The following is a 21,630-nucleotide window of genomic DNA, read 5'->3' as shown; positions in this document are numbered from 1 at the left end:
ATCGGTCGGGGGTTCTCGGTCGAGGGGGACGCATGCAGGATCCGACGACGCGGCCCGACGCCGCCGAGGTCATGACGGGGCCGGAGCTCGCGGCCCTGCAGCTGCGGCGGCTGCGGCGGACCCTGCAGCACGCGTACGACAACGTGCCCTTCCACTGGGCGGCGTTCGACGCCGCCGGCGTGCGCCCGGAGGACTGCCGTACGCTCGCCGACCTCGCGCGGTTCCCGTTCACCACCAAGGCGGATCTGCGCACGCACTACCCGTGGGGCATGTTCGCCGTCGAGCGGTCGCGGCTGCGCCGCCTGCACGCCTCCAGTGGCACCACCGGCACCCCCACCGTCGTCGGCTACACCGACCGGGATCTCGACGCCTGGTCCGAGGTGGTGGCCCGGTCGCTGCGGGCGGCCGGTGCGCGCCCGGGCGACACGGTGCACGTCGCCTACGGGTACGGGCTGTTCACCGGCGGCCTGGGCGCCCACTACGGTGCCGAGCGGCTCGGCTGCACCGTGATCCCGGCCTCCGGGGGCATGACCGCCCGCCAGGTGCGGCTCATCACCGATCTGCAGCCGCAGATCATCATGGTGACGCCCACGTACATGCTCACCCTGCTGGACGAGTTCGAGCGCCAGGGCATCGACCCGCGCTCCACCTCGCTGCGCACCGGCGTCTTCGGGGCCGAGCCCTGGACGCAGGAAATGCGCCGGGAGATCGAGGAGCGCTTCGCGATCGACGCCGTCGACATCTACGGCCTGTCCGAGGTCATGGGGCCGGGTGTGGCGCAGGAGAGCGTGGCGACGAAGGACGGCCCGCACATCTGGGAGGACCACTTCTACCCGGAGGTCGTCGACCCCGTGACGGGCGAGGTGCTGCCCGAGGGCGCGGAGGGCGAGCTGGTGTTCACCTCGCTCACCAAGGAGGCCATGCCGGTGGTGCGCTACCGCACCCGCGACCTGACCCGGCTGTTGCCCGGCACCCTGGGCCCGTTCCGGCGCATGGCCCGTATCACCGGCCGGTGCGACGACATGATCGTGCTGCGCGGGGTCAACCTCTTCCCCTCGCAGATCGAGGAGCTGGTGCTGACCGTCGCGGGCCTCTCCCCGCACTTCCAGCTGCGCCTGACCCGCGAGGGCCGGCTGGACCGGCTCGCCGTCCGCGTCGAGGCCCGGCCCGGCACGGCACCGGACCGGCGTGCCGCCGCGGCCGGCGAGCTGATACGCCGGGTGAAGGAGGGCATCGGGGTGTCGGTGGAGGTGGAGGTCGTCGACCCGGAGTCGCTGGAGCGGTCGGTGGGGAAGCTGAAGCGCATCATCGACGAACGCCGACGGTGAGGCAGTAGTCGTTCACGGGAGCAGCAGCCCCCACCACACCACCCAGAGCGCGAATCCCGCCGTCGTCGCCAGGGTCAGCAGCGTCCGCAGCCGTCGGGCCCGGCCCAGGGCGTGCCATTCCCGCCACGCCGTGACCGCCGTGACCGCGGCCAGCACGAGGAGTCCGACGGCGAGACCTTGCGCCAGCAACCAGGCCACGGGGCGCCCGGCCAGCACGGGGGTCGCCGTCGCGTCGCCTGCAGCAAGGACGGCGAGGGGGCAGAGCAGTGCGCCCACGACCTCGACGACGCCCAGTGTGGCCAGCCACCGCAGCAGGACCGCGCTGCGGGGCGAGGGAGGGGCTGTACGCCGGCGCCTGCCGAGCCGGCGCAGGAGTCCGCCCGCCGGGTGGGCGGCGAAGCCGAGGAGGAGCAGTGCGGGGACGAGCCAGGAGTACCGTCCCCCGGTGGCGGGGACGCTGGCGACCGTCTGCGGCGGCGCCGTGGCCGCACGAGAGGCCGGCGGGCGGTCGGCGGCGACCTCGTCCACCCAGGAGGTCATGGTGGCGGCGTAGCCGGGGGCGAGGGCGCCCAGGCGTTTGCCGTGGTGGAGAGGGCCTCCGATCCGGTCGAACCCGTCGGACGTGCGGTGTCCGTTGTGTGCGGCGCCGGGGACGAAGCCGATGACGGCGTGCCGGTTGCCGGCTTCGGCGAGAGTGCGCCGGAAGATTTGCGCGCTCTCCTGTGGCGGCACCTGGTTGTCGTACCGGCCCCACAGGGCGAGCACCGGGGTGCGCAGGCGTTGCAGCGCGGGAAGCGGGTCGTAGTCGGCCGCCGGGAAGACGCCCAGGGAGGCGGTGAGCCCGGCCGCCGGCCCGGCAACGGTCCCGGGGAAGTGCCCGGTGATGCCGCGGTGCCGCAAGTGGGTGTCGAGGTTCCACGTCTGGGTGCGCAGCGGGGAGTACCCGGAGCCGCCGATGGTGATGACGAAGGCGACGTCGCCGGAGCGGGAGGCGGCCAGCGGCGCCACCCAGCCGCCCTCGCTGAACCCCCACAGGCCCACGTGCCGCGGGTCCACGCCCGCACGGCTGCGCAGCAGCCGCACGCCGGCCAGGGCGTCCTCGGCCAGCAGGCCGAAGTCCCGGTGCAGCGTGGAGTAGCCGGTCGTCCGCTTGTCGTGGACGAGCGTGGTGATCCCTGCGCGGGCGAAGGCCTCGGCCTCCTGCCGGTACTCCTCCCGTGGGCCGGGGCCCGAGCCGCCGATCAGGACGATGCCCGGCCGTGCGCCGCGGGCCGTCGCGGAGGTGAGGACGGTTCCGTGCAGGGTGAGGCCACCACCGCCGGTGAAGGAGACCTCCTCGCGGACCAGGCCGTCACCGTCGGCACGGGCCGGGGCCGCCGGCAGGAGAACGATGCCCGCGGCCAGCGCCAGGGCGAGGGCGAGCAGACGTATCAAGGGCAGGGGTCCGGCCGGGAGCGGCACGCGGCGCTCTCCTTCCACGGCGTGGTGGTCAAGGGATGCAGGGGTACGGGGATATGAGGACAGGCGGTGGCGTCAGTCGGTCTCGGGCAGGCCGAGCAGGCGGACGAGAACCGTGCGCGCACCGGGCTGCGGGTCCTGCTGGGATGCGGGAGCGGATGCGGGTGCGGATTCAGGTGCGGATTCAGGTGCGGGTGCGGAGTAGCGCTGGAGCAGCGCAACGTACTCTTCGAAGAACTCCGCGAGCCGGGCGGGGTCCACGTGCAGAGTGGCGCGGGAGAAGATGGCGGCGTCCGCCCACGGGCCGAGGGTGTCGCGGGCGTTCTCGAACTTCCGGGCCTCCTCGATCAGTTCGGCCAGGTTGAGCCGGTGCATCTGTGTCAGCGCCTCCCGCATGGCGGGGCTCTGCCGGCTGTACGGCGGATACCTGCGGTCGCCGGGCACGGCCCGCCACCACCGCTCCCGGCCCCTGGCCAGCTCGGGCACCTCCTCGATGAACCCGTGCTCGGCCATCCGGCGCAGGTGATAGCTGGTCAGTCCGGTGCTCTCGCCGAGTTCGCGGGCGAGGGCCGCGGAGTTGGCCGGGCCCTTGCGCAGGCATTGTTCGATCTTCTGCCGCATGGGGTGGGCGAGCACCCGGAGGGCCTCGACGTCGTTGATCTCCTGGGGAGCGGGCGCCATGGCAGGGACCCTAAGAGTTGCAAAGGACCTTTGCAAGGCTTCTTTGCAACTCCTTGATCGTCTCGCGCAACCCTTCGACGGGCTGCCCGCGTCACGTTGGTCACCAACCGTTCCTTCTCCCACAGGAGGACCCACGTGTCTGTCCGTCACCGCTTACGCGCGCTGACGCTCACGGGCCTGGCCCTGCTCACCGGCGCCGGCAGCGCCCTGCCCGCGGTGGCGGCGCCCGGGGCCGACCCCGCGGCCCACCGGCCCACCGGGGGCGGGCTGTCCGCCGTCATCCGCTACACCGAGTACGGCATCCCGCACATCACCGGCAAGGACTACGCCTCCCTCGGTTTCGGCGAGGGCTGGGCGCAGGCCGCCGACAACGTGTGCGTCCTCGCGGGCGGCTTCGTCACCCTGCGCGGCGAGCGCTCGCTGACCTTCGGGGCCGACGGCGCGCCCGACCATGATCTGTCCTCGGCGAGCGACAACCTCTCCAGCGACCTGTTCTTCCGGGGCCTCAACGACGCGCACACCGTCGAGGGGCTGCTCGCCACCCCCGCCCCGGTCGGCCCCAGCCGGCAGGCCAAGGAGCTGATGCGCGGCTGGGCGGCGGGCTACAACGCCTGGCTGAAGCAGAACCGCATCAGCGACCCCGCCTGCCGCGGCAAGGACTGGGTCCGCCCGGTCAGCGCCCTCGACGTCGCCCGCCGTGGCTACGCGATCACCGTGCTCAGCGGCCAGGGGCTGATGGCCGACGGCATCACCGGCGCCCGACCGCCGGCCCCGGGCACCTCGGGCAGCCCTGCGCCGCGGGCCGCGGCGGGCCCGGTCGCCACGACGCCCGGTGCGGCATCCGCGGCCGTGCGCAAGGTTCTGCGCCGCGACGACATGGGCTCCAACGCCGTCGCCTTCTCCGGCTCGGTCACCGCCGACGGACGCGGCCTGCTGCTGGGCAACCCGCACTACCCGTGGGCCGGCGGCCGCCGCTTCTGGCAGTCGCAGCTGACCATCCCCGGCGAGCTGGACGTCTCCGGCGCCTCGCTGCTCGGGCTGCCCATCACCTCCATCGGCCACAACAGCGACATGGCGTGGAGCCACACGGTCTCCACGGGCACCCCGCTCGGCCTGTACGAGCTGCGGCTCGCGCCCGGCGACCCGACCTCCTACCTCGTCGACGGCAGACCCGAGCGCATGCGGCAGCGGACCGTCACCGTCGAGGTGCGCGGCAAGGACGGCAGGCCGCAGACGGTCCGGCGGACCCAGTGGCAGACCCGCTTCGGGCCCGTCGTCAATCGGCTGGCCACGGAGATGCCGCTGCCGTGGACGGCCGGCTCGGCGTACGTCCTGATCGACCCCAACGCGGCCAACCTCCGTTTCACCGACGCCTCGCTGGCCCTGAGCAAGGCGCACAGCGTGCGCGACGCCCGGGCCGCGCTCGGCCGGGTCCAGGGCCTGCCCTGGGTCAACACGATCGCCGCCGACTCCGCCGGGCACAGCCTCTACACCCAGGCGCAGGTGCTGCCGCGCGTCACCGACGAGCTCGCCGCCCGCTGCTCCACCGACCTCGGCAAGCAGCTGCTGGCCTCCGACGGCCTGGCCGTCCTCGACGGCTCGCGCGGCGCGTGCGCGCTCGGCAAGGACGCCGACGCCCTGCAGCCCGGCTTCTTCGGGCCCTCGGCGATGCCCACCCTGCTCGACGCGCCCTACGCCGAGAACTCCAACGACAGCCCCTGGCTGGCCAACGCCGACCGGCCGCTGACCGGCTACCCGCGCGTCTTCGGCGACACCGGCACCGCGCGCTCCCTGCGCACCCGTGGCGGTCTGCAGGACGTCGCCGCCCTGGCCGCGCGCGGCCGGCTGACCGTGGAGGACCTGCAGAAGCAGCAGTTCGCCGAGCGGGTCCCCGCCGGTGACCTGGCCGCCGCGGACGCCGCGAAGGCGTGCGCCGCGATGCCGGGCGGCATGGCCACCGGCAGCAACGGCCGACCCGTCGACGTGTCGGCCGCCTGCGGCGTCCTGGCCCGCTGGGACCGCACGGCGACCACCGGCAGCCGGGGCGCCCTGCTCTTCGACCGCTTCTGGCGCGCGCTGACCTCCGACCCGAAGGCGAAGGTGTGGCGCGTGCCCTTCTCCGCCTCCGCGCCGGTGACCACCCCGAACACGCTCGACACCGGCGATGCGGCCTTCGCCCGCGCGCTGGCCGACGCCGTCACCGAGCTGCGCTCCGCCGGCGTCGCCCTGGACGCGCCCCTGGGCGAGCACCAGTACGTCGAGCGGGGCGGCAAGCGCATCGCCGTGCCCGGTGGCAGCAACCGGATCGGCGTCTGGAACGTCGTCGAGGCCCGGTGGAACGCCGCCCGCGGCGCCTACGACAGTGTGTCGATGGGCACCAGCTATCTGCAGGCGGTCGGCTTCGACGGCAAGGGCTGCCCCGTGGCCCGTACGCTGCTCACCTACAGCCAGTCGACCGACCCCACCTCGCCGCACCACAGCGACCAGACCGAGCTGTTCTCCTCGGGCCGCATGGTGCAGGGGCGTTTCTGCGAGCAGGACATCCTCGCCTCGCCCGCCCTGCGGACGGTACGGGTCGCCGAGCGCTGACCGTGACGGCCACTCAGACGAGCCGCCCCTGCCTGCCGTGCCAGTACGGCTCCCGCAGCCGGCGTTTGTACAGCTTGCCGTTGGGGTCGCGCGGCAGGCGGGCGGCGAAGTCGACCGAGCGGGGCCGCTTGTAGCCCGCCAGGCGGGCGGCGCAGTGGGCGAGGAGCTCGGCGGCCAGCTCCTCGCCCGGCACCTGCCCCTCGGCGGGCTCGACCACGGCCTTGACCTCCTCGCCCCAGTCGTCGTGGGGCACGCCGAACACGGCGGCGTCGGCGACGGCGGGGTGGGCGAGGAGGACCGACTCCACCTCGGCCGGGTAGATGTTGACGCCGCCCGAGATGATCAGGTCGATCTTGCGGTCGTGCAGGAAGAGGTAGCCGTCCTCGTCGAGGTGGCCCAGGTCGCCGACGGTGAAGAAGTCGCCCACACGGTTGCGTGCGGTCTTCTCCGCGTCCTTGTGGTAGGCGAAGCCACCGGTCTTCATCCGCAGGTAGACCGTGCCCACCTCGCCCGGCGGCAGCGGCCTGCCGTCGTCGTCCAGGACGGCGATCTCGCTGATGGGCCACGCCCGGCCGACCGTGCCGGGCCGGCGCAGCCACTCCGCCGCGGTGGCGTACGCGCCGCCGCCCTCGCTCGCCGCGTAGTACTCCTCGACGCACTCGCCCCACCAGGCGATCATCGCCCGCTTCACATGCTCCGGGCAGGGGGCGGCGCCGTGTATCGCGTGCCGCATGGACGTCACGTCGTACGCGCCCCGTACGTCGCCCGGCAGCGCCAGCAACCGCCGGAACTGGGTGGGCACCATGTGGGTGTGCGTGCACCGGTACGTCTCGATCAGGCGCAGCATCTCCTGCGGGGTCCACTTGTCCATCACCACCAGCCGGTGCCCGAGGTGCAAGGACGCCGCGGCGAACTGCAGGACGGCCGTGTGGTACAGCGGGGAACACACGAGGTGGACGTTGCCGTCGTGCGGCCTGATCCCGAAGATGCCGAGGAACCCGCCGAGATGGGCCTCCTCCGGCGGGATCCCCGGCAACGACCGGCGCACCCCGCGCGGGCGGCCGGTGGTGCCGGAGGTGTAGTTCATGACCCAGCCGAGGGTGCGGTCCTCGGGCGGGGTGCCGGGGCGGCCCCGCAGCAGGTCCGCGTACGGCCGGAACCCGGGGATCTCCCCCACCGCGTACCGGGCGCCCTGCGGCAGACCCGCGCCGTCGGCGGCCGCCGCGGCGGCCCCGGCCCATCGTTCGTGGGCGATCAGCACCTTGGCCCCGCAGTCGGCGACGATCCAGGCGATCTCGTCGGCGAGGAGGTGGTGGTTGACGGGGACGAGGTAGAAGCCGGCCTGGGTGGCGGCCAGATGGGCGGTGAAGAACTCCGGCCCGTTGGGCAGGACGACGGCGAGGGCGTCCCCTGCGCGCAGCCCCGCCTCGCGCAGGGCGTGGGTGAGCCGGTTGGCCTCGGCGTGCAGGCGCCCCGCGGTCCAGCCGTGCCCGTCGGGGGTCACGAGCGCGACGCGCCCGGGGTGCGCGGTGGCCTCGGCCCAGAAGCCGTTCACTGCGTGCGGCATTTGCGCTGCCTCCTGGTTGCTGCCGGACGGTTCTTCTCCCCGACCCCGCCCTTTCACCGTTTCCCGGGGGCTTGGCCCCCGGACCCCCGGACCGGGCTTCGCCCGGTGGCCCCAAGCTCACCGGCTACCGCTGGGAGGTGCCCGCCACACGGTTCAGCCGGGTCACCGCCCGCTCGAAGCCGCGCGTCAGGTCGTCGACCACCGCCTGCACCGGCCGTACCTCCGTCATCGTCCCCACCACCTGCCCCACGGGCGTGCCCAGCAGGGCGTCGACCTCGTGCTCCTGAATACGCGTCAGTGCCTCCGCCACCAGCAGTCCCTGCAGCGGCATCGGCAGGGGGCCCGGCCCGGCCGGGTCGTCCCAGGCATCCGTCCAGGCCGTGCGCAGCTGGCGGGCCGGTTTGCCGGTCAGGGCGCGGGAGCGCACCGTGTCGCCGGAGCCCGCCGCCAGGAGTTTGGCGGTCAGGGCGCGCGAGCGCAGGGCCGCCTCCTCGGTGGTGAGCCAGACGGACCCGAGCCACACTCCCTGCGCGCCGAGCGCGAGGGCGGCGGCGATCTGTTCGCCGCTGCCGATGCCGCCGGCGGCCAGGACGGGCAACGGGTCGACGGCCCGGACGACTTCCGGGGTGAGCACCATGGTGGCGATCTCCCCGGTGTGCCCGCCGGCCTCGTACCCCTGGGCGACGACGATGTCGACGCCCGCCTCGGCGTGCCGCCGGGCGTGCCGGGCGCTGCCCGCGAGGGCGGCGACGAGGGTGCCGTGGCGGTGGGCGCGGTCGATGACGTCGTGGGGCGGCGGGCCCAGGGCGTTGGCGACGAGGGCGAGCGGGTGGTCGAAGGCGACGTCGAGCTGGGTGCGGGCGACGTCCTCCAGCCAGCCGGTGATGCGCCAGCGGGTGCGTTCGCCCTCGGGCAGGGGCGGTACGCCGTGCCGGGCGAGGGTGTCGGCCACGAAGCGCCGGTGCCCGGCGGGGATCAGGGCCTCGACGTCGGCCTCGGTGACCCCGGCGGCGCCCGCCGCGCTCGCGGCGGGCATGACCACGTCCAGCCCGTAGGGCCGGCCGTCGGTGTGGGCGTCGAGCCAGTCGAGGTCGCGGGCGAGTTCGCCGGGGTCGCGGTAGCGCACGGCGCCCAGGACGCCGAGGCCGCCGGCGCGGCTGATGGCCGCGGCGACGGCGGGGAAGGGGGTGAAGCCGAAGAGGGCGCATTCCATGCCCAGCCGTCGGCTCAGCTCGGTCCGCATGGGCGGCAGGATGCCGCAGCGGGCTTGGGGAGGGAAGGCGGATGCCCGGTCTTTTCTGACGCTACGTCAGCTGCCCGCGGCCGGCCCGCGTGCGCCGCACCGCGGCGACCTGCCGGTAGAGCTCGACGGCCTCGGCCGAGCGGCCCAGCTGCTCCAGGCAGTGCGCCTCGTCGTGGCGGCTGGCCAGCGCGTCGGGGTGGTCGGCGCCCAGCACCCGCTGCCGGGCCTGCGCGACGTCGCGGTAGACGGCGAGGGCGTCGCTCCAGCGGCCCAGCCAGCCGAGCGCGACGGCCACCTCGCGCCGGCTGACCAGGGTGTCGGGGTCGTCGGGGCCCAGCACCCGGGCCCGGATCGCGCACACGTCGCGCGCCTCGGCCAGCGCCTCCTCCCAGCGTCCCAGCCGACCCAGGTTGACCCCGATCCCGTGCCGGGCCCGCAGCGTGTCGGGGTGGGCGGGGCCCTGCGCCCGGGTGCGGTCCTCGACCAGGGCGCGGTAGAGCTCCAGGGCCTCGGCGCTGCGGCCGAGCCGGCCCAGGCAGATGCCGGCCTCGTAGCGGGCGGCGAGCGTGTCCGGGTCGTCGGGGCCCAGCACCCGGGCCCGGGCGGCGGCCACGGCCTGGTAGGTGTGCAGGGCCTCCGTCCAGCGGCCCAGCTGGCCGAGCGCGTAGCCGACCTCGTAGCGGGTCACCAGCGTGTCGGGGTGGTCGGGGCCGAGCACGCGGGCGCGGGCCGCGGCGACGTCGCGGGCCAGGGCGTGGGACTCGGCGGGCCGCCCCAGTCTGCCGAGGTTGAACGCCAGGTTGTGGCGGCAGCGCAGGGTGTCGGGGTGGTCGGGGCCCATGACGCGGTCCCGGGCGGCGAGGACCGCGGTGTAGACCTGGTGCGCCTCGAAGTGCCGGCCGAGCTGCCCGAGGACGTACGCCGTCTCCTGCCGGGCGGCCAGGGTGTCGGGGTGGTCGGCGCCGAGCACCCGCTCCCGGCCGGCGGCGGTGCGGGCGAACTCGTCCAGCGCCTCGCGCGCCCGGCCCAGCCGGCTCAGGGCGAACGCCAGCTCGTAGCGGCTGGCCAGGGTGTCCGGGTGGTCCGGTCCGAGCAGGTGCTCGCGCTCGCCGACGACGGCCCGCTGCACCTCGCCGGCCTCGGCCCAGCGGTCGAGGCGGGCCAGGCGCAGGCCCTCGCCGTGCCGCCCGGCGAGCTCGGCGAGCGCCTCGGGCGGCGGCCGCTCGGCGGCCGGGGGCGGCAGGGTCCGGCCTGCGGCGGGCCCGGCGTACCCGGTGCCGGTGGGGCCGGCGGCGGGTGCCCAGGGGTGCGTCCAGCGCCCGGTCAGGGCGGCGGCCGGGCCGGGCTGCGGGGCGGGGCGGCCGCTGCCGGCCGCCTTGCCACCGGTGGTCATGGAGCGGGCCCAGCCGGGCAGCCGGGGCGGCTCGGCCGTCCGGCCGGCCCAGGTGGGGCCGTCCGGCGGCAGCCGGTGCAGCGGCAGCCCGGTGATGCGGCGGACGAACTCCCCGGCGTCGGCCGGCCGGTCGCCGGGGTCCTTGGCGAGCAGGTCGAGCACGACGTCCTCGAAGGCCTCGGGCAGGGCGGGGCGCAGCTCGCGCGGGGGCCTGGGCGGGGTGTCGCGGTGGCCCACGAGCACGGACCAGGCGTCGTCCATGTCGAACGGCGGGGTGCCGGTGGCGATCTCGTACAGCACGCAGCCCAGGGAGTACAGGTCGCTGCGGTGGTCGACGTTGCCGGCGCCGATCTGCTCGGGCGACATGTAGTGGGGGGTGCCCATGGCGATGCCGGTGCCGGTCAGCCGGGTGGAGAAGCCGATGTCATGGGCCAGGCGTGCGATGCCGAAGTCGCATATCTTCACCGTGCCGTCGGTCAGGCGCACGATGTTGGCGGGCTTGAGGTCGCGGTGCACCACGCCCTGCCGGTGGGTGTAGGCCAGGGCGGCGCCGACCTGGGCGGCGATCTCGATGACCTCGGGGACGGGCAGCGGGTGCTGCTTGTTGTCCTCCAGCAGCTGGCTGAGGTTGCGGCCGTCGAGGAGCTCCATCACGAGGTAGAGCACGCCCTCGGACTCGCCGAAGTCGTGGACGACGGTGATGCCCCGGTGCTGCAGCGAGGCCGCGACGCGCGCCTCGCGCCGGAACCGCTCGCGCAGCACCCTCAGGTACGACGGCTCGTGCTGGCGTCCCATGGGCTTGAGGCACTTGACGGCCACGTGCCGGCCCAGGGACTCGTCGCGGGCGCGCCAGACCTCGCCCATCCCGCCCCGCCCGATCAGGTCGAGCAGCAGGTACCGGCCCTGGATCAGCCTGGTGTCCGCCATCCTCCGCCGCCGCCCCCGTCGACTCGCAGTGCCCTCCCCGGCACCTCAAGTATGGCGGCCAGGCAGGGCGGCTTGTAGGGCGACGACGGCGGCCGGTGGTGCGGCGGGGACGGCCGGGGAAGGGCCGCGCGGGGGCGGGTCGGCCCGGGTCAGGAACGCGGGCGGCGCGCTCGCTCGTCCCGGGCGTCCTGCCCGGCCCGGGCGGCCTTCTCCTCGGCCTCCTTGGCCTGCTTCTCCTTGATGCGCACGGTCTCCTTGCGCACCTCGGCCTGGGTGGCGCGCTCCTTGAGCAGCCACTCGGGGGACTCCTGCTTCAGGGCCTCGATCTGCTCGGTGGTGAGCGCCTCGGTGATCCCGCCGCGGGCCAGGCCGGAGATGGACACGCCCAGCTTGGCCGCGACCACCTGGCGCGGGTGCGGGCCGTTGCGGCGCAGCTCGCGCAGCCACTGGGGCGGGTCGGCCTGCAGCGCGTCGAGTTCGTCGCGCGAGACGACACCCTCACGGAACGCTGCGGGGGTGGCCTCGAGGTACACACCCAGCTTCTTGGCCGCGGTCGCGGGCTTCATGGTCTGGGTGTTCTTGTGCGACGTCATGCGGACAAGGATATCGAGCGTGTGCACGAGCGAAGACCACGCCCGGTAACCTGGCCGGGTGACAGGCTCGGCAGTACCTTCCTCGTTCCGGCTCGCGTACGTCCCGGGCGCGACCCCCGCCAAGTGGGCGCGGATCTGGCAGGAGCGCCTGCCGGACGTCCCCCTGGAGCTTTTGCAGGTGTCCGCCGCCGAGGCGCCCGAGGTGCTGCGACGCGGGGATGCGGACGCGGGTCTGGTGCGGCTGCCGGTCGACCGTACGTACTTCAGCGCCATCCCCCTGTACACCGAGACGACGGTGGTCGTGGTCCCCAAGGACCACCTGTTCGTGGCCGCCGACGAGGTGGCCGTGGCCGACCTGGCCGAGGAGATCGTCTTCCACCCGCTCGACGACACCCTGGGCTGGGAGCAGCCGCCGGGCCGGCCCGCGATCGAGCGGCCGGCGACGACGGAGGACGCCCTGGAGCTGGTCGCGGCCGGGGTGGGCGTGCTGATCGTGCCGCAGTCCCTGGCCCGGCTGTACCACCGCCGGGACCTGACCTACCGGCCGGTCACCGACGTGCCGCAGTCGAGCGTCGCGCTGGCGTGGCCCGAGGAGCGCACGACCGACATGGTCGAGGACTTCATCGGCATCGTCCGCGGCCGCACCGTCAACAGCAGCCGCGGCCGTCGTCAGGCCCCGGCCGCCCCGGCCGAGCAGCCGGCCAAGCGCGCCGCGGCCGCCCCGCGCCGCAAGCCGGCGCCCGGCCGCCGCGGCGGCGCTTCCGGCGGCGCGCAGCCGCCGAAGGGCGCCGCCCGCCGCGGCAAGCCGCGCCGTCGGTCGTAGGGGCTGTCCAGCGGATCAGCACCCCGTAGGGGCGCTGGCGATCCGCCGGACATGCCCTGGCCGGGCGTCATCGCCGTACCCGCGGCATGCCCAGGCCGATCCAGGAGATGATCTCGCGCTGGATCTCGTTGTTGCCGCCGCCGAAGGTGAAGATGACGGCGCTGCGGTAGCCGCGTTCGAGTTCGCCGTGGAGGGCGGCGCCGGTGGAGCCGTCCTTGAGGGGGCCGGCGGCGGCGAGGATCTCCATCAGCCAGGCGTAGGCGTCGCGGCGGGCCTCGGAGCCGTAGACCTTGACGGCGGAGGCGTCCTGGGGGGTGAGGGTGGCGTGCTGGAGGGCGTCGACCATGCGCCAGTTGAGCAGCTTCATCGCCTCCAGGCGCACGTGGGTGCGGGCGAGCCGGCCGCGTACCCAGCCCAGGTCGATCACCCGGCGGCCGTCGGCGAGCTTGGTGGCCGCGGCCCAGTCGCGGACGTCGCGCAGGGCGCGTACGGCGGTGGCGCCGTGGGCGGCGAGGGTGACGCGTTCGTGGTTGAGCTGGTTGGTGATCAGACGCCAGCCCTCGTTCTCGGCGCCGACCCGGTGGGTGAGGGGGACGCGGACGTTCTCGTAGTAGCTGGCGGTGGTGTCGTGCGAGGCGAGGGTGTTGATGAGGGTGCACGAGTAGCCGGGGTCGCTGGTGGGCACCAGGAGGATGCTGATGCCCTTGTGCGGGGGGACGCCCTGTTCGAGGGGGGTGGTGCGCACCGCGAGCCAGACCCAGTCGGCGGTGTCGCCGTTGGTGGTCCAGATCTTCTGGCCGTTGACGACGTAGTGGTCCCCCGCGCGCACGGCCCGGGTGGTGAGGGAGGCCAGGTCGGTGCCGGCGCCCGGTTCGCTGTAGCCGATGGCGAAGTCGATCTCGCCGGAGAGGATGCGGGGCAGGAAGGCGGCCTTCTGTTCCTCGGTGCCGTAGCGCATGAGGGTGGGGCCGACGGTGTTGAGCGCCATGAGCGGCAGGGGGACGCCGGCCTGGGCGGCCTCGTCGAAGAAGATGAACTGCTCCATGGGGCTCATCCCGCCGCCGCCGTACTCCTTCGGCCAGCCCACGCCCAGGCGGCCGTCCGCGCCGAGGCGGCGGATGGTGCGCCGGTAGAACCGTTTGCGCTCGGCGGCGTCGGTGTGGCGGGCGGCCGCCTCGTCGGGCACCAGCTGTGCGAAGTACTCGCGCAGCTCGGCCCGTAACCGCTGCTGCTCGGGGGTGTAGGTCAGGTCCACGGCCCCTCCCGGGTGGCCTCGCCGGCGTGCGGTGGCGCACACGGTAGAACGCGTTCCAGGAAGAGGGAAGGCACGCGCGGAAAAGCGTCGAGGGCGGGCCTCCCCCTGGGGAAGCCCGCCCTCGACGAGTGGATCACGCCTCAGCGGCCCGCGTGCCGCCGGTGGCGTCCGCCGCCGCGGGAGCCGGGTACGGGGCCGCCGTAGGCGCCGTACGGGTCGGCGTGGTCGGGGTGGCCGCCCTCGGCGGCGGCGAGCTGCGCCCGCTCCTGCGCCAGGCCGAAGCGGTCCAGCAGCGGGATGCGGTCCAGGCGCGGCAGCAGCCAGGCGTGCCAGATGCCGGTCATGAAGAAGATCGCGGAGCCGGCGATCAGCACCGAGCCGAAGGTGTCGGTCGGGTAGTGGGCGCCGATGTACATCCGGGAGAAGGCCACGAGCAGGACCGCGAGGACGCCGAGGACGGCGACGGTGCTGCGGTGCCGGGAGTTGCGGAAGAGGAAGTACGCGGCGACCGCCGCGGCCACCGTGAAGGCCGTGTGACCGCTGGGGAAGCTGTTGGAGCCGATCTCCGGGTCGAGGGAGAACTGCCGCGGCGGCCGGTTGCGGGCCACGATGGCCTTGGCGATCTGGGTGCTGTTCCAGCCGACCGCGACGACGAGGAAGGTGGAGACGGCGGCGATCGGCCGGCGGCGGACGAAGAGCAGCCATCCGGCCCACACGGCGAGGATGATCACGCCGGCGACCGGCGAGGCGCAGTAGCTGACCAGCTTCATCGTGGTGTTCAGCCAGCCGGTGCGCGTGTTGGTCTGGATCGTGCGGTCCAGGTCCAGGTCGTGGGGCTGGATCAGCGAGGTGTGCGCGGCGACCAGCCCGAGCGCGATCGCGACGGCGAACAGCAGGATGGAGTTGCGCAACCAGTGGCGCACGTAGGGCATGCGGAGGCGTCCTTCGGGTGACGGGTACATGCCGTACAGATGTCATCGGCACGGCTCACGAACAAAAGCTACACGCGCCGCGTGCCTGGTCCGGGCGCACGGGCGGGTGGTGAGGGGGTCACCCGGAGACCGTTGTGACAGGTGTCACTCCGCTTGGTCCGAAGCGGTGTCCCTGCTGTCCGCGGTGTCCGTCTCCTCCCTCCCCCAGTGCACCACGAGCCGGTCCCCGCACGCCGTCACCCGGGTGCCGAAGGCCGCGCTCGCCCGGGTGAACCGGTCACGCACCCAGTCCCACTCGGCGCCGCGCGCGAGCTCCGTGCGGCAGTAGTCGAGCAGCAGCGGCACCGCCTCCAGCCGCACCGGCCGCCAGGACCCCGCCGTGCCCGCCGTGCCGGCGCCGGCGGCCGCCTCGAAGGTCACCAGGAAGAGCAGCCCCAGATCGTTGCGGAGCACCGCGTCCACGGCGTAGTCGTCGACGAAGTCCCCCATGTCGTGCACGACGCGCTCGCCGGCCCCGTGGAAGACGTGTGCCGAGTGCCCGGCGACCAGGGTGGCACCGCACTCCAGCAGCTCCGCGGCGGCCGCGCGTACGTAGCGCGGGGGCGCCGACGTCATGTTCGGCCCCCAGTGCGGGGTGACCAGTACCGCGTCGGCCCGCCCCGCCGCGCGGGCCACCTCCTCGCGCAGCCACGCCGGGAGACCCCGGTGCAGCTGCGCCAGGGCCACTCCGGGCCGGTCCTCGCCTGCCGCGAAGTCCTCGGGGTGGTCGGTGGCGCCGACGACGGCCAGGCGCAGCCCGCCCGCCTCCAGGACGGCCACGGCGCGGGCCGCCGCGAGGTCCGGGCCGGCGCCCACCGTCCGTACCCCGGCCCGCGGCAGCAGGCGGAGGGTGTCGGCGAGGGCGTCGTAGCCGTAGTCGAGGGCGTGATTGTTGGCCAGGGTCACGCAGTCGACGCCCAGCTCCGCCAGGACGTCGGCGGCGGCGGGCGGGGCCCGGAAGAAGAACGGCTTGCCCGGCTGCGGCCACGGCTCGCCCCGCGCCGAGACGCAGCATTCGAGGTTGAGCACGCACAGGTCGGCCCCGGCGATCACGTCCCGCACCTCGGGGGCCAGGACCGTGTCCGGCTGCGGGGAGCGCGCCAGCCGCTCGCCGACGCCGCGCCCCAGCATGGTGTCGCCCGCCAGCGCCACGGTGACCGGTGCCATGGGCCCGCCTCCCGCCTCCCACGTCCCCCCTCCCTTCCATGGTCGTACCGCGGCCGGCGGTACGGCGTGCGGGCGCGGCCGCAGGGGCGGACGATGGTGCCGGTTGCCAAGGAGGTGACGGCCATGGCGCCGACCGTGCGCGTACGCAGGGTCTACGACCCGCCCTCGCAGGACGACGGCAGCCGGGTGCTGGTCGACCGGCTCTGGCCGCGGGGCCTGGCCAAGGAGGCGGCGGCCCTCGACGAGTGGTGCAAGGACGCCGCCCCCTCGCCCGAGCTGCGCACCTGGTACGGCCACGATGCGGCGAAGTTCGACGAATTCGCCCGCCGCTACCGCACCGAACTGCGCGACGCCGATCATGCCGAGGCCCTGCACCACCTGCGCGACCTGGCCCACGAGGGCCCGCTGACGCTGCTGACGGCCACCAGGGACCCCGCCATCAGTGCCGCGGAGGTCCTCAAGGACGAGGTGCGCGCACGGGGCGGCCGAGGTGGCCGGCGGCCTTGAGCGTGCGCAGCACCGGCGCGGACTCCAGGGCGCGGATGTCCCCCAGGGCGCCCAGCCGGCGGGTGAGGTAGTGGTGCAGGGCGGTGGGGTCGGGGCACAGGGCCTGCGCGAGCAGATTGGTCGTCCCGGTGGTCGCCACGACCACGGCCAGCTCCTCGTGGCCGGCCAGTGCGCTGCCCACCCGGTCCAGGTGGGCCGGCGGCACAGCCATCCACAGGAGTGCCCGGGTGGTCACGCCGTACGCGGCGGTGTCGATCTCGACGTCGAAGAAGACCGCTTTGCGGGCCCGTAGTTCGGCCAGCCGTCGTGCCACCGTGGCCTGGGACCAGCCGGTGGCGGTGGCGAGCTGCGCGTACGAGGCCCGCCCGTCGTGCCCCAGGGCGTCGACGAGGGCCCGGTCGGCGGGGGTGAAGGCCGCCGACCGACCGGACGGCTCGGGCAGGACCGGGCGCAGCTCCTGCTGCTGCCGGTGGTCGAGCGCCGCCAGCCGGCCGTGCCACGCCGTCGGACCGCCCAGGTAGGTGTGCAGCACGCACTGCGCGGAGACCGCGGTGACGCCGCTCCTGCGCAGCACCTCACCGAGGAGGACGGGCTGCTCGGCATGAGGCGCGTGCACGACGGCGAAGACCTCCGTCCCGGCGGAGGTCAGCTTGACCCAGGAGGCGTCCGGGCGCCGGGCGAGGGCGTGCGCGAGCGCCTGGGAGGCGCCGGGGGTGGTACCGATGCGCACCACCCACTGGGTGTCGCCGGAGCGGTCGCGGTCGGCGAGGCCGACCACGCGCAGGCCCGCCTCGGCGCGCAGGCGCCGGTAGCGGCGCGCCACGGTCTGGGTGGACACGCCCAGGACCTCGGCGATCCGGCTGAAGGGGGCCCGCCCGTCGAGGTGCAGGGCGTGCACGATCCCGCGTTCGAGGTCGTCCAGCATGATCGGATTCTTTCAGAACGATCCACTGCAAGGAAGAAATCTTCGGTTCTGCGGCCCTGGATGGAGGCACCGGGCGCCCTCGCACCACTGTGATCCGGACACCACACGGACCCATGGGGGATGCGATGAACACCGCGACGAACGCCGCGGACCACCGATGGCGCCGGCCCGCGCTGGTCGCCCTGCTGATCGCCGAGGCGATGAACCTGCTCGACACCACGATCGTCACCGTCGCGGCCCCGGTGATCCACGCCGGTCTCGGCGGTGCGGCCTCGGACATCCCGTGGTTCAACGCCGCCTACACCCTGGCGTTCGCCGTCCTGCTCGTCCCGGGCGGACGCCTGGGCGACCTCGCCGGACGGCGGCGGGTCTTCGGCATCGGCGTCGCGGCCTTCGCACTCGCCTCGACGGTGTGCGCACTGGCGCCGACGGCAGCTGTGCTGATCGGCGCCCGGGCCGTGCAGGGAGCGGCGGCGGCCCTGGTCGTACCGCAGACCTTCGGCCTGATCCGCGCCATGTTCGACGGCCCCGCACTGGGCCGGGCCCTGGGCAGCATCGGCCCGGTGATGGGGCTGGCCGCCATCGCGGGGCCGGTGCTGGGGTCGGTGCTCACCCACGCCGACCTCTTCGGTTGCACCTGGCGCGCGGTCTTCCTCGTCAACCTGCCCCTGGCCGCCGTCGTGCTCGCCCTGACCCCGTTGCTGCCCCCGCGCCGGGCGGCGGAACCGGGCCGGTCCGGGCGCCTGGACCTGCCCGGCACGGCGCTGGTCGTGCTGGGCACCGCCCTGGTCGTACGGCCCCTGGTCGACGGCGGCGGGCACCGGCCGCCGTGGAGCCCGTACGCCCTGGCGAGCGGCTGCCTCGTGCTCGTCCTCTTCGCCGTCCACCAGCGCCGGCGGGCCCGGGCCGGGCGCAGTCCGCTGGTCGAACCAAGCCTGTTCCACGGCCGCGGCTTCCCCGCCGCCCTGGTGACCTCCGCGCTGTTCTTCGCGGCCCAGACCGGGCTGATGACGGTGGTCGTCCTCGAACTCCAACTGAGGCTCGATCTCGGCGTCCTGGCCTGCGGACTGTGCCTGCTGCCGTGGTCCGCCACCATGGCCCTCGCCTCGTGGGCGGCCGGCGGCCGGCTCGCGCGGCGATCGGGGCCGCGGACGGTGTACGCAGGGGTGGTCCTGATGCTCGCCGGAGTGGCCGCAGCCCTCGCCTCGCTGCCCGCGCTGCGGCCCGGCGCACTGCCGTGGCCGCTGCTGGTGGCGCTGGTGGCCGTCGGCACCGGCAACGGGCTGTTTACCACCGCGTTCTTCACCGCCGCGCTCTCACGTGTGCGGGCGCACGAGACGGGGTCGGCAGCCGGCCTGCTCAACGCCGTCCAGCAACTGGGCGCGACCTTGGGCACGGCCCTCCTCGGCACCGCGTTCCTGAGCGCCACGGCCTCCGGCCTGTACGCCGCCCGTCCCGCCCTGTGGTCGGCCGCCGCCCTTCTCGGCGCCGCGGCCCTCACGGCCTCCCGGATGTTCCCGCCCCGCCCGGCGCCGCAGGATCAGGCTCGCCGCAGCGAGCTCGCAGAGCTCGGAAGGCGGTGACCTTCTCCTCGCCGAAGCGGGCCACACGCGCGGCGTCGGCGTCGGCGTCGGCGGTGACGAACTCCGTATGCAGCAGGGCGGAGATGGCCCCGGACCGGCACCGCGCCGGACGCCTGCTGCGGCACCACCGCCTGCTGCACCCCCGACGAGCAGGCCGTTGACCCCGACGACCTGGTGCCGATCCGGCTGCCCGGCGGGCTGACGATGGACGAGTTCCTCGAACGCCGCAAACAGTCCCGCATCGCCGGCACCGGGCCACTGCCCCTGCTGTCCTGGTCGGGCCGGCACTGGCTCCTGCCCCGGGCCTGCGTCGAGCTCCTGGACCGGTGGGAACGCGTGGAGGACGACCTGGCCGCCAGCGCCTCGTCCTGCTCCGGCTGCCGCGCACAGGGACCGCGCTGGGGCGGCTGGCGGACGCCGACCAAGGACGGCTACGTCACCTGGTGCCCGCCATGCTCCGACACGGCCTTCCAGCCGTACCCCGGCCACCTTCGGGGCGTACTGTACGCGGCGCTGCGCAACGTCCGCGGCCCTCTGTACGCCCGGTGCAACACCCTCGAAGGCATGGGTATCCCGGACCTCTTCCTCCGGCGGCAAGGCGGCGCCCTGCACCTCCTGGAGTGTCGTGGCTGTACGGACCAGCGGGCCGAGCCGGGCACTGGCTGACGGAGCGAGAGCGCCCGGGACGGACGCTCTCGCTCGCGTCGCTCACCGTCAATCGTGGATGGTGAGGCAGGCCCGGTGGTCGATGTCGGTCCAGCCGAGGCACAGCCGGAGGTTGTCGGGGAAGTCGTTGTTCATGGCGAAGTCCTGGTGGAGCAGGCCCCTGCCGCAGGTGTAGGAGCCCATGCGGAACATACGGCCGTTGGCGAACAGCATCGGTGTGGCGCAGCCGGTGTCCCGGAAGCTCTCATAGCTCTCGCCCGCACCCAGGGTGTTGACGTGCAGCTTCTCGCCGTTGACGGCGACGCACACCGAGCGGTTGCCGAACCACTCCTGCCAGCAGGAACCCGCCGTCTTCACCGTGGCGCCGCCGTTCGCAAGGGCCGGCGCGTGCTGGGCGGAGGCGTGGATGCCCACGCAGGCGCCCCACTCGTTGCTCGCGGACGTGCCGCCGCGCGAGGTGTAGGCGGTCACCACGTTGTCGGTGTCGACGTTGACGATCACGACGGCGTCGAGATTACGGGTGGAGATGGTGTACGAGACGTTGTCCTTGCCGCTGGCCGGGCCCTCGTACAGGGCCGTTCTCAGGACGTGCTCGATGCACTGCACTGTGGTCGCGTTGAACGGCGGGTGGCCGTCGCTGATGTGCCGGACGCCGAAGCCCTCATGGCCGGGAGCGTCGTGACGGCCGCAGCGCAGCGCGACAGTGCGGTAGGTGTCCACGTTGTGCACGGACTTGACCAGGTGGTCCTTGCTGGTCGCGGCATTGAAGCAGTCGTGGTAGCCCTTGGCCCGGGCCGCGGTGGCCGCGGTCGCCCCGGCGGCGTTCGTGACGAGCAGCGCGCACGCCATGACGACGGCCAGCACTCCGAGCCGCCGTAGAGCGGACGCCATATGCGCATTTGCCAAGTACATGACACATAGCCCTTCGTTTCGGCTTCGACGAGTCCTTGCGATGGCGGGGACGAGCGTCAACCGAGCGCGTCGCGGAGCTCCGTGACGGCCGTGTCGGGGAAGGGGTGCGGCCAGCCCGCGATCGCACCGCCCGGACCCGAGGCCGCGCCGACCGCCTCAAATCCGCGAAGGAAGGCACCGGTGAGCTCGCGGCGCGGCGCGACATGCCGCAGCACCGCCTCGCCGCGCACCGGTGCCCAGTCCGGCGCGGTGATCCAGCTGGGGATCGCGACCGTGTGCACGACCAGCGCGAGGTGATCGGACACCGCCGAGGCGAAGTCCAGGAAGACCCCGCCCGGTTCGTCACCCCACAGCACCGCCCGCAGGCACGTATCGTGCCCCGGGCGTGCCAGCGCCGCGACCGCTCCGGCCAGCTGCCCGAACGCGTCGTTGAGACCGGTCGCCCGGAACGAGCGCCACTGCCCGCCCAGGCCGAGCGCGAGCTCGCACCAGGCGGCGCTGAAACGGAACTCCACCGTGCCGGTGTCGGCCGTGTCCCCGTCCACGGTCCGACGCTACTGGGCCCCTCCACCCCGGGGAAGCGCATGAGCCATGCCGCAGGAGAGTGGCGTGATTCGCTCCATGGGAGGGGTGTGTTCCTGTGCGCCCGTCAGGATCCGTTCATTTGGACGAGCTCGGCGGACAGGTCCCAGAGGCGGGACGCTGCCTCCGGGTCGACGGCCCACGGCTTGACTGGAGGACCTGGACGAGGGCGGCCGGGAAGAGACGGCCGCCCAACTGCGCGAGCTGGTAGCTCTGGCCCAGCAGGCCGCGGCGGTGCCTCGGCCGCCGGCAAGGCTATCGCCATCGGCGGCAGCGCGCGCATCCAGGCCGAGAACCACGCAACGGCCGCCGTGAAGATGCGCGACGTGACCATACGCGTGCCGTCCGCGGCCACCGGAGTTCCGGCCGACAGGTGCGCGTCCAGCTCCGCCCATGCCCTCGCCAGCGCCTCAGTCTTCGACGAGGGCGACCTTGTTCACCCGGGTAAAGGGCAACGGGC

The 21,630-nt window shown here is 74.2% G+C and carries 18 protein-coding genes; 6 read left to right on the top strand and 12 right to left on the bottom strand.

Features of this window, described 5'->3' with window-relative positions; all coding sequences use genetic code 11:
- Positions 1 to 32 precede the first annotated feature (32 nt).
- On the top strand, positions 33 to 1,328 hold the full coding sequence (paaK, locus tag AC27L3_RS01240) for a phenylacetate--CoA ligase PaaK (protein ID WP_487232068.1): 1,296 nt from the start codon (positions 33 to 35) through the stop codon (positions 1,326 to 1,328).
- Positions 1,329 to 1,340: 12 nt separating this feature from the next.
- Here paaK and AC27L3_RS01235 read toward each other — a convergent pair whose 3' ends face one another.
- Complete coding sequence (locus AC27L3_RS01235) at positions 1,341 to 2,789, bottom strand: alpha/beta hydrolase family protein (protein WP_487232067.1); 1,449 nt, start codon at positions 2,787 to 2,789, stop codon at positions 1,341 to 1,343.
- A gap of 72 nt (positions 2,790 to 2,861) precedes the next feature.
- Positions 2,862 to 3,467 carry an ArsR/SmtB family transcription factor gene (locus tag AC27L3_RS01230; protein WP_487232066.1) on the bottom strand — a complete coding sequence of 202 codons (606 nt, stop codon included), beginning with the start codon at positions 3,465 to 3,467 and terminating at the stop codon, positions 2,862 to 2,864.
- A 135-nt stretch (positions 3,468 to 3,602) separates the two neighbouring features.
- Here AC27L3_RS01230 and AC27L3_RS01225 point away from each other — a divergent pair, with 135 nt between their 5' ends.
- Positions 3,603 to 6,056 carry a penicillin acylase family protein gene (locus AC27L3_RS01225; protein WP_487232065.1) on the top strand — a complete coding sequence of 818 codons (2,454 nt, stop codon included), beginning with the start codon at positions 3,603 to 3,605 and terminating at the stop codon, positions 6,054 to 6,056.
- Between the two features lie 13 nt (positions 6,057 to 6,069).
- Here AC27L3_RS01225 and AC27L3_RS01220 read toward each other — a convergent pair whose 3' ends face one another.
- The 4 genes from AC27L3_RS01220 to AC27L3_RS01205 form a co-directional block, all read right to left on the bottom strand.
- A complete protein-coding gene (locus AC27L3_RS01220) occupies positions 6,070 to 7,623 on the bottom strand; it encodes an acyl-CoA synthetase (RefSeq protein WP_487232064.1) in 1,554 nt (517 codons plus the stop codon).
- A 124-nt stretch (positions 7,624 to 7,747) separates the two neighbouring features.
- Positions 7,748 to 8,866, bottom strand: coding sequence for an NAD(P)H-dependent flavin oxidoreductase (locus tag AC27L3_RS01215; RefSeq protein WP_487232063.1), 1,119 nt, complete (start codon positions 8,864 to 8,866; stop codon positions 7,748 to 7,750).
- A gap of 61 nt (positions 8,867 to 8,927) precedes the next feature.
- Complete coding sequence (locus AC27L3_RS01210) at positions 8,928 to 11,186, bottom strand: serine/threonine-protein kinase (protein WP_487232062.1); 2,259 nt, start codon at positions 11,184 to 11,186, stop codon at positions 8,928 to 8,930.
- Between the two features lie 149 nt (positions 11,187 to 11,335).
- Positions 11,336 to 11,779, bottom strand: coding sequence for a DUF5997 family protein (locus tag AC27L3_RS01205; protein ID WP_487232061.1), 444 nt, complete (start codon positions 11,777 to 11,779; stop codon positions 11,336 to 11,338).
- Positions 11,780 to 11,837: 58 nt separating this feature from the next.
- Here AC27L3_RS01205 and AC27L3_RS01200 point away from each other — a divergent pair, with 58 nt between their 5' ends.
- Positions 11,838 to 12,602: a LysR family transcriptional regulator substrate-binding protein gene (locus AC27L3_RS01200; protein WP_487232060.1), complete on the top strand. Its 765-nt coding sequence runs from the start codon at positions 11,838 to 11,840 to the stop codon at positions 12,600 to 12,602.
- Positions 12,603 to 12,669: 67 nt separating this feature from the next.
- Here the strand turns inward: AC27L3_RS01200 and AC27L3_RS01195 are convergent, their stop codons facing one another.
- From AC27L3_RS01195 to AC27L3_RS01185, 3 genes are all read right to left on the bottom strand, one after another.
- On the bottom strand, positions 12,670 to 13,857 hold the full coding sequence (locus AC27L3_RS01195) for an acyl-CoA dehydrogenase family protein (RefSeq protein WP_487232059.1): 1,188 nt from the start codon (positions 13,855 to 13,857) through the stop codon (positions 12,670 to 12,672).
- A gap of 140 nt (positions 13,858 to 13,997) precedes the next feature.
- On the bottom strand, positions 13,998 to 14,789 hold the full coding sequence (locus tag AC27L3_RS01190) for a phosphatase PAP2 family protein (RefSeq protein WP_487232058.1): 792 nt from the start codon (positions 14,787 to 14,789) through the stop codon (positions 13,998 to 14,000).
- Positions 14,790 to 14,933: 144 nt separating this feature from the next.
- Positions 14,934 to 15,995, bottom strand: a complete 1,062-nt coding sequence (locus tag AC27L3_RS01185) for a CapA family protein (RefSeq protein WP_487232057.1) — start codon at positions 15,993 to 15,995, stop codon at positions 14,934 to 14,936.
- Positions 15,996 to 16,118: 123 nt separating this feature from the next.
- On the opposite strand from AC27L3_RS01185, the gene AC27L3_RS01180 reads away from it, so the two are divergent.
- The gene (locus AC27L3_RS01180; RefSeq protein ID WP_487232056.1) at positions 16,119 to 16,502 is read left to right on the top strand and encodes a DUF488 domain-containing protein; all 384 of its coding nucleotides are present in this window, start codon (positions 16,119 to 16,121) and stop codon (positions 16,500 to 16,502) included.
- On the opposite strand, the gene AC27L3_RS01175 is transcribed toward AC27L3_RS01180, so the two are convergent.
- Positions 16,453 to 17,427, bottom strand: a complete 975-nt coding sequence (locus tag AC27L3_RS01175; protein WP_487232055.1) for an Lrp/AsnC family transcriptional regulator — start codon at positions 17,425 to 17,427, stop codon at positions 16,453 to 16,455. The two genes, AC27L3_RS01180 and AC27L3_RS01175, sit on opposite strands and share 50 nt — an antisense overlap.
- A 125-nt stretch (positions 17,428 to 17,552) precedes the next feature.
- Here AC27L3_RS01175 and AC27L3_RS01170 point away from each other — a divergent pair, with 125 nt between their 5' ends.
- Together AC27L3_RS01170 and AC27L3_RS01165 are read left to right on the top strand one after the other, a co-directional pair.
- The gene (locus AC27L3_RS01170) at positions 17,553 to 19,010 is read left to right on the top strand and encodes an MFS transporter (RefSeq protein WP_487232054.1); all 1,458 of its coding nucleotides are present in this window, start codon (positions 17,553 to 17,555) and stop codon (positions 19,008 to 19,010) included.
- A 174-nt stretch (positions 19,011 to 19,184) separates the two neighbouring features.
- On the top strand, positions 19,185 to 19,676 hold the full coding sequence (locus AC27L3_RS01165) for a hypothetical protein (RefSeq protein ID WP_487232053.1): 492 nt from the start codon (positions 19,185 to 19,187) through the stop codon (positions 19,674 to 19,676).
- Positions 19,677 to 19,724: 48 nt separating this feature from the next.
- Here AC27L3_RS01165 and AC27L3_RS01160 read toward each other — a convergent pair whose 3' ends face one another.
- A complete protein-coding gene (locus tag AC27L3_RS01160) occupies positions 19,725 to 20,567 on the bottom strand; it encodes a hypothetical protein (protein ID WP_487232052.1) in 843 nt (280 codons plus the stop codon).
- 77 nt (positions 20,568 to 20,644) lie between these two features.
- Positions 20,645 to 21,133 (bottom strand): hypothetical protein, encoded by a 489-nt coding sequence (locus AC27L3_RS01155; RefSeq protein WP_487232051.1) that lies wholly within the window; start codon positions 21,131 to 21,133, stop codon positions 20,645 to 20,647.
- Between the last annotated feature and the right edge of the window lie 497 nt (positions 21,134 to 21,630).

It is taken from the genome of Streptomyces sp. PKA51, from assembly GCF_057552455.1.
Note: the sequence above shows the minus strand (reverse complement) of the source record. Positions and strands in the feature narration are given on the sequence as shown.

Bases quoted from the DNA above. Each gene is read 5' to 3' on its own strand.
- AC27L3_RS01210 (WP_487232062.1), bottom strand. From the start codon at position 11,186: ATGGCGGACACCAGGCTGATCCAGGGCCGGTACCTGCTGCTCGACCTG.
- paaK (WP_487232068.1), top strand. From the start codon at position 33: ATGCAGGATCCGACGACGCGGCCCGACGCCGCCGAGGTCATGACGGGG.
- AC27L3_RS01185 (WP_487232057.1), bottom strand. From the start codon at position 15,995: ATGGCACCGGTCACCGTGGCGCTGGCGGGCGACACCATGCTGGGGCGC.
- AC27L3_RS01215 (WP_487232063.1), bottom strand. From the start codon at position 8,866: ATGCGGACCGAGCTGAGCCGACGGCTGGGCATGGAATGCGCCCTCTTC.
- AC27L3_RS01230 (WP_487232066.1), bottom strand. From the start codon at position 3,467: ATGGCGCCCGCTCCCCAGGAGATCAACGACGTCGAGGCCCTCCGGGTG.
- AC27L3_RS01175 (WP_487232055.1), bottom strand. From the start codon at position 17,427: ATGCTGGACGACCTCGAACGCGGGATCGTGCACGCCCTGCACCTCGAC.
- AC27L3_RS01190 (WP_487232058.1), bottom strand. From the start codon at position 14,789: ATGCCCTACGTGCGCCACTGGTTGCGCAACTCCATCCTGCTGTTCGCC.
- AC27L3_RS01180 (WP_487232056.1), top strand. From the start codon at position 16,119: ATGGCGCCGACCGTGCGCGTACGCAGGGTCTACGACCCGCCCTCGCAG.
- AC27L3_RS01170 (WP_487232054.1), top strand. From the start codon at position 17,553: ATGAACACCGCGACGAACGCCGCGGACCACCGATGGCGCCGGCCCGCG.
- AC27L3_RS01205 (WP_487232061.1), bottom strand. From the start codon at position 11,779: ATGACGTCGCACAAGAACACCCAGACCATGAAGCCCGCGACCGCGGCC.
- AC27L3_RS01220 (WP_487232064.1), bottom strand. From the start codon at position 7,623: ATGCCGCACGCAGTGAACGGCTTCTGGGCCGAGGCCACCGCGCACCCC.
- AC27L3_RS01160 (WP_487232052.1), bottom strand. From the start codon at position 20,567: ATGGCGTCCGCTCTACGGCGGCTCGGAGTGCTGGCCGTCGTCATGGCG.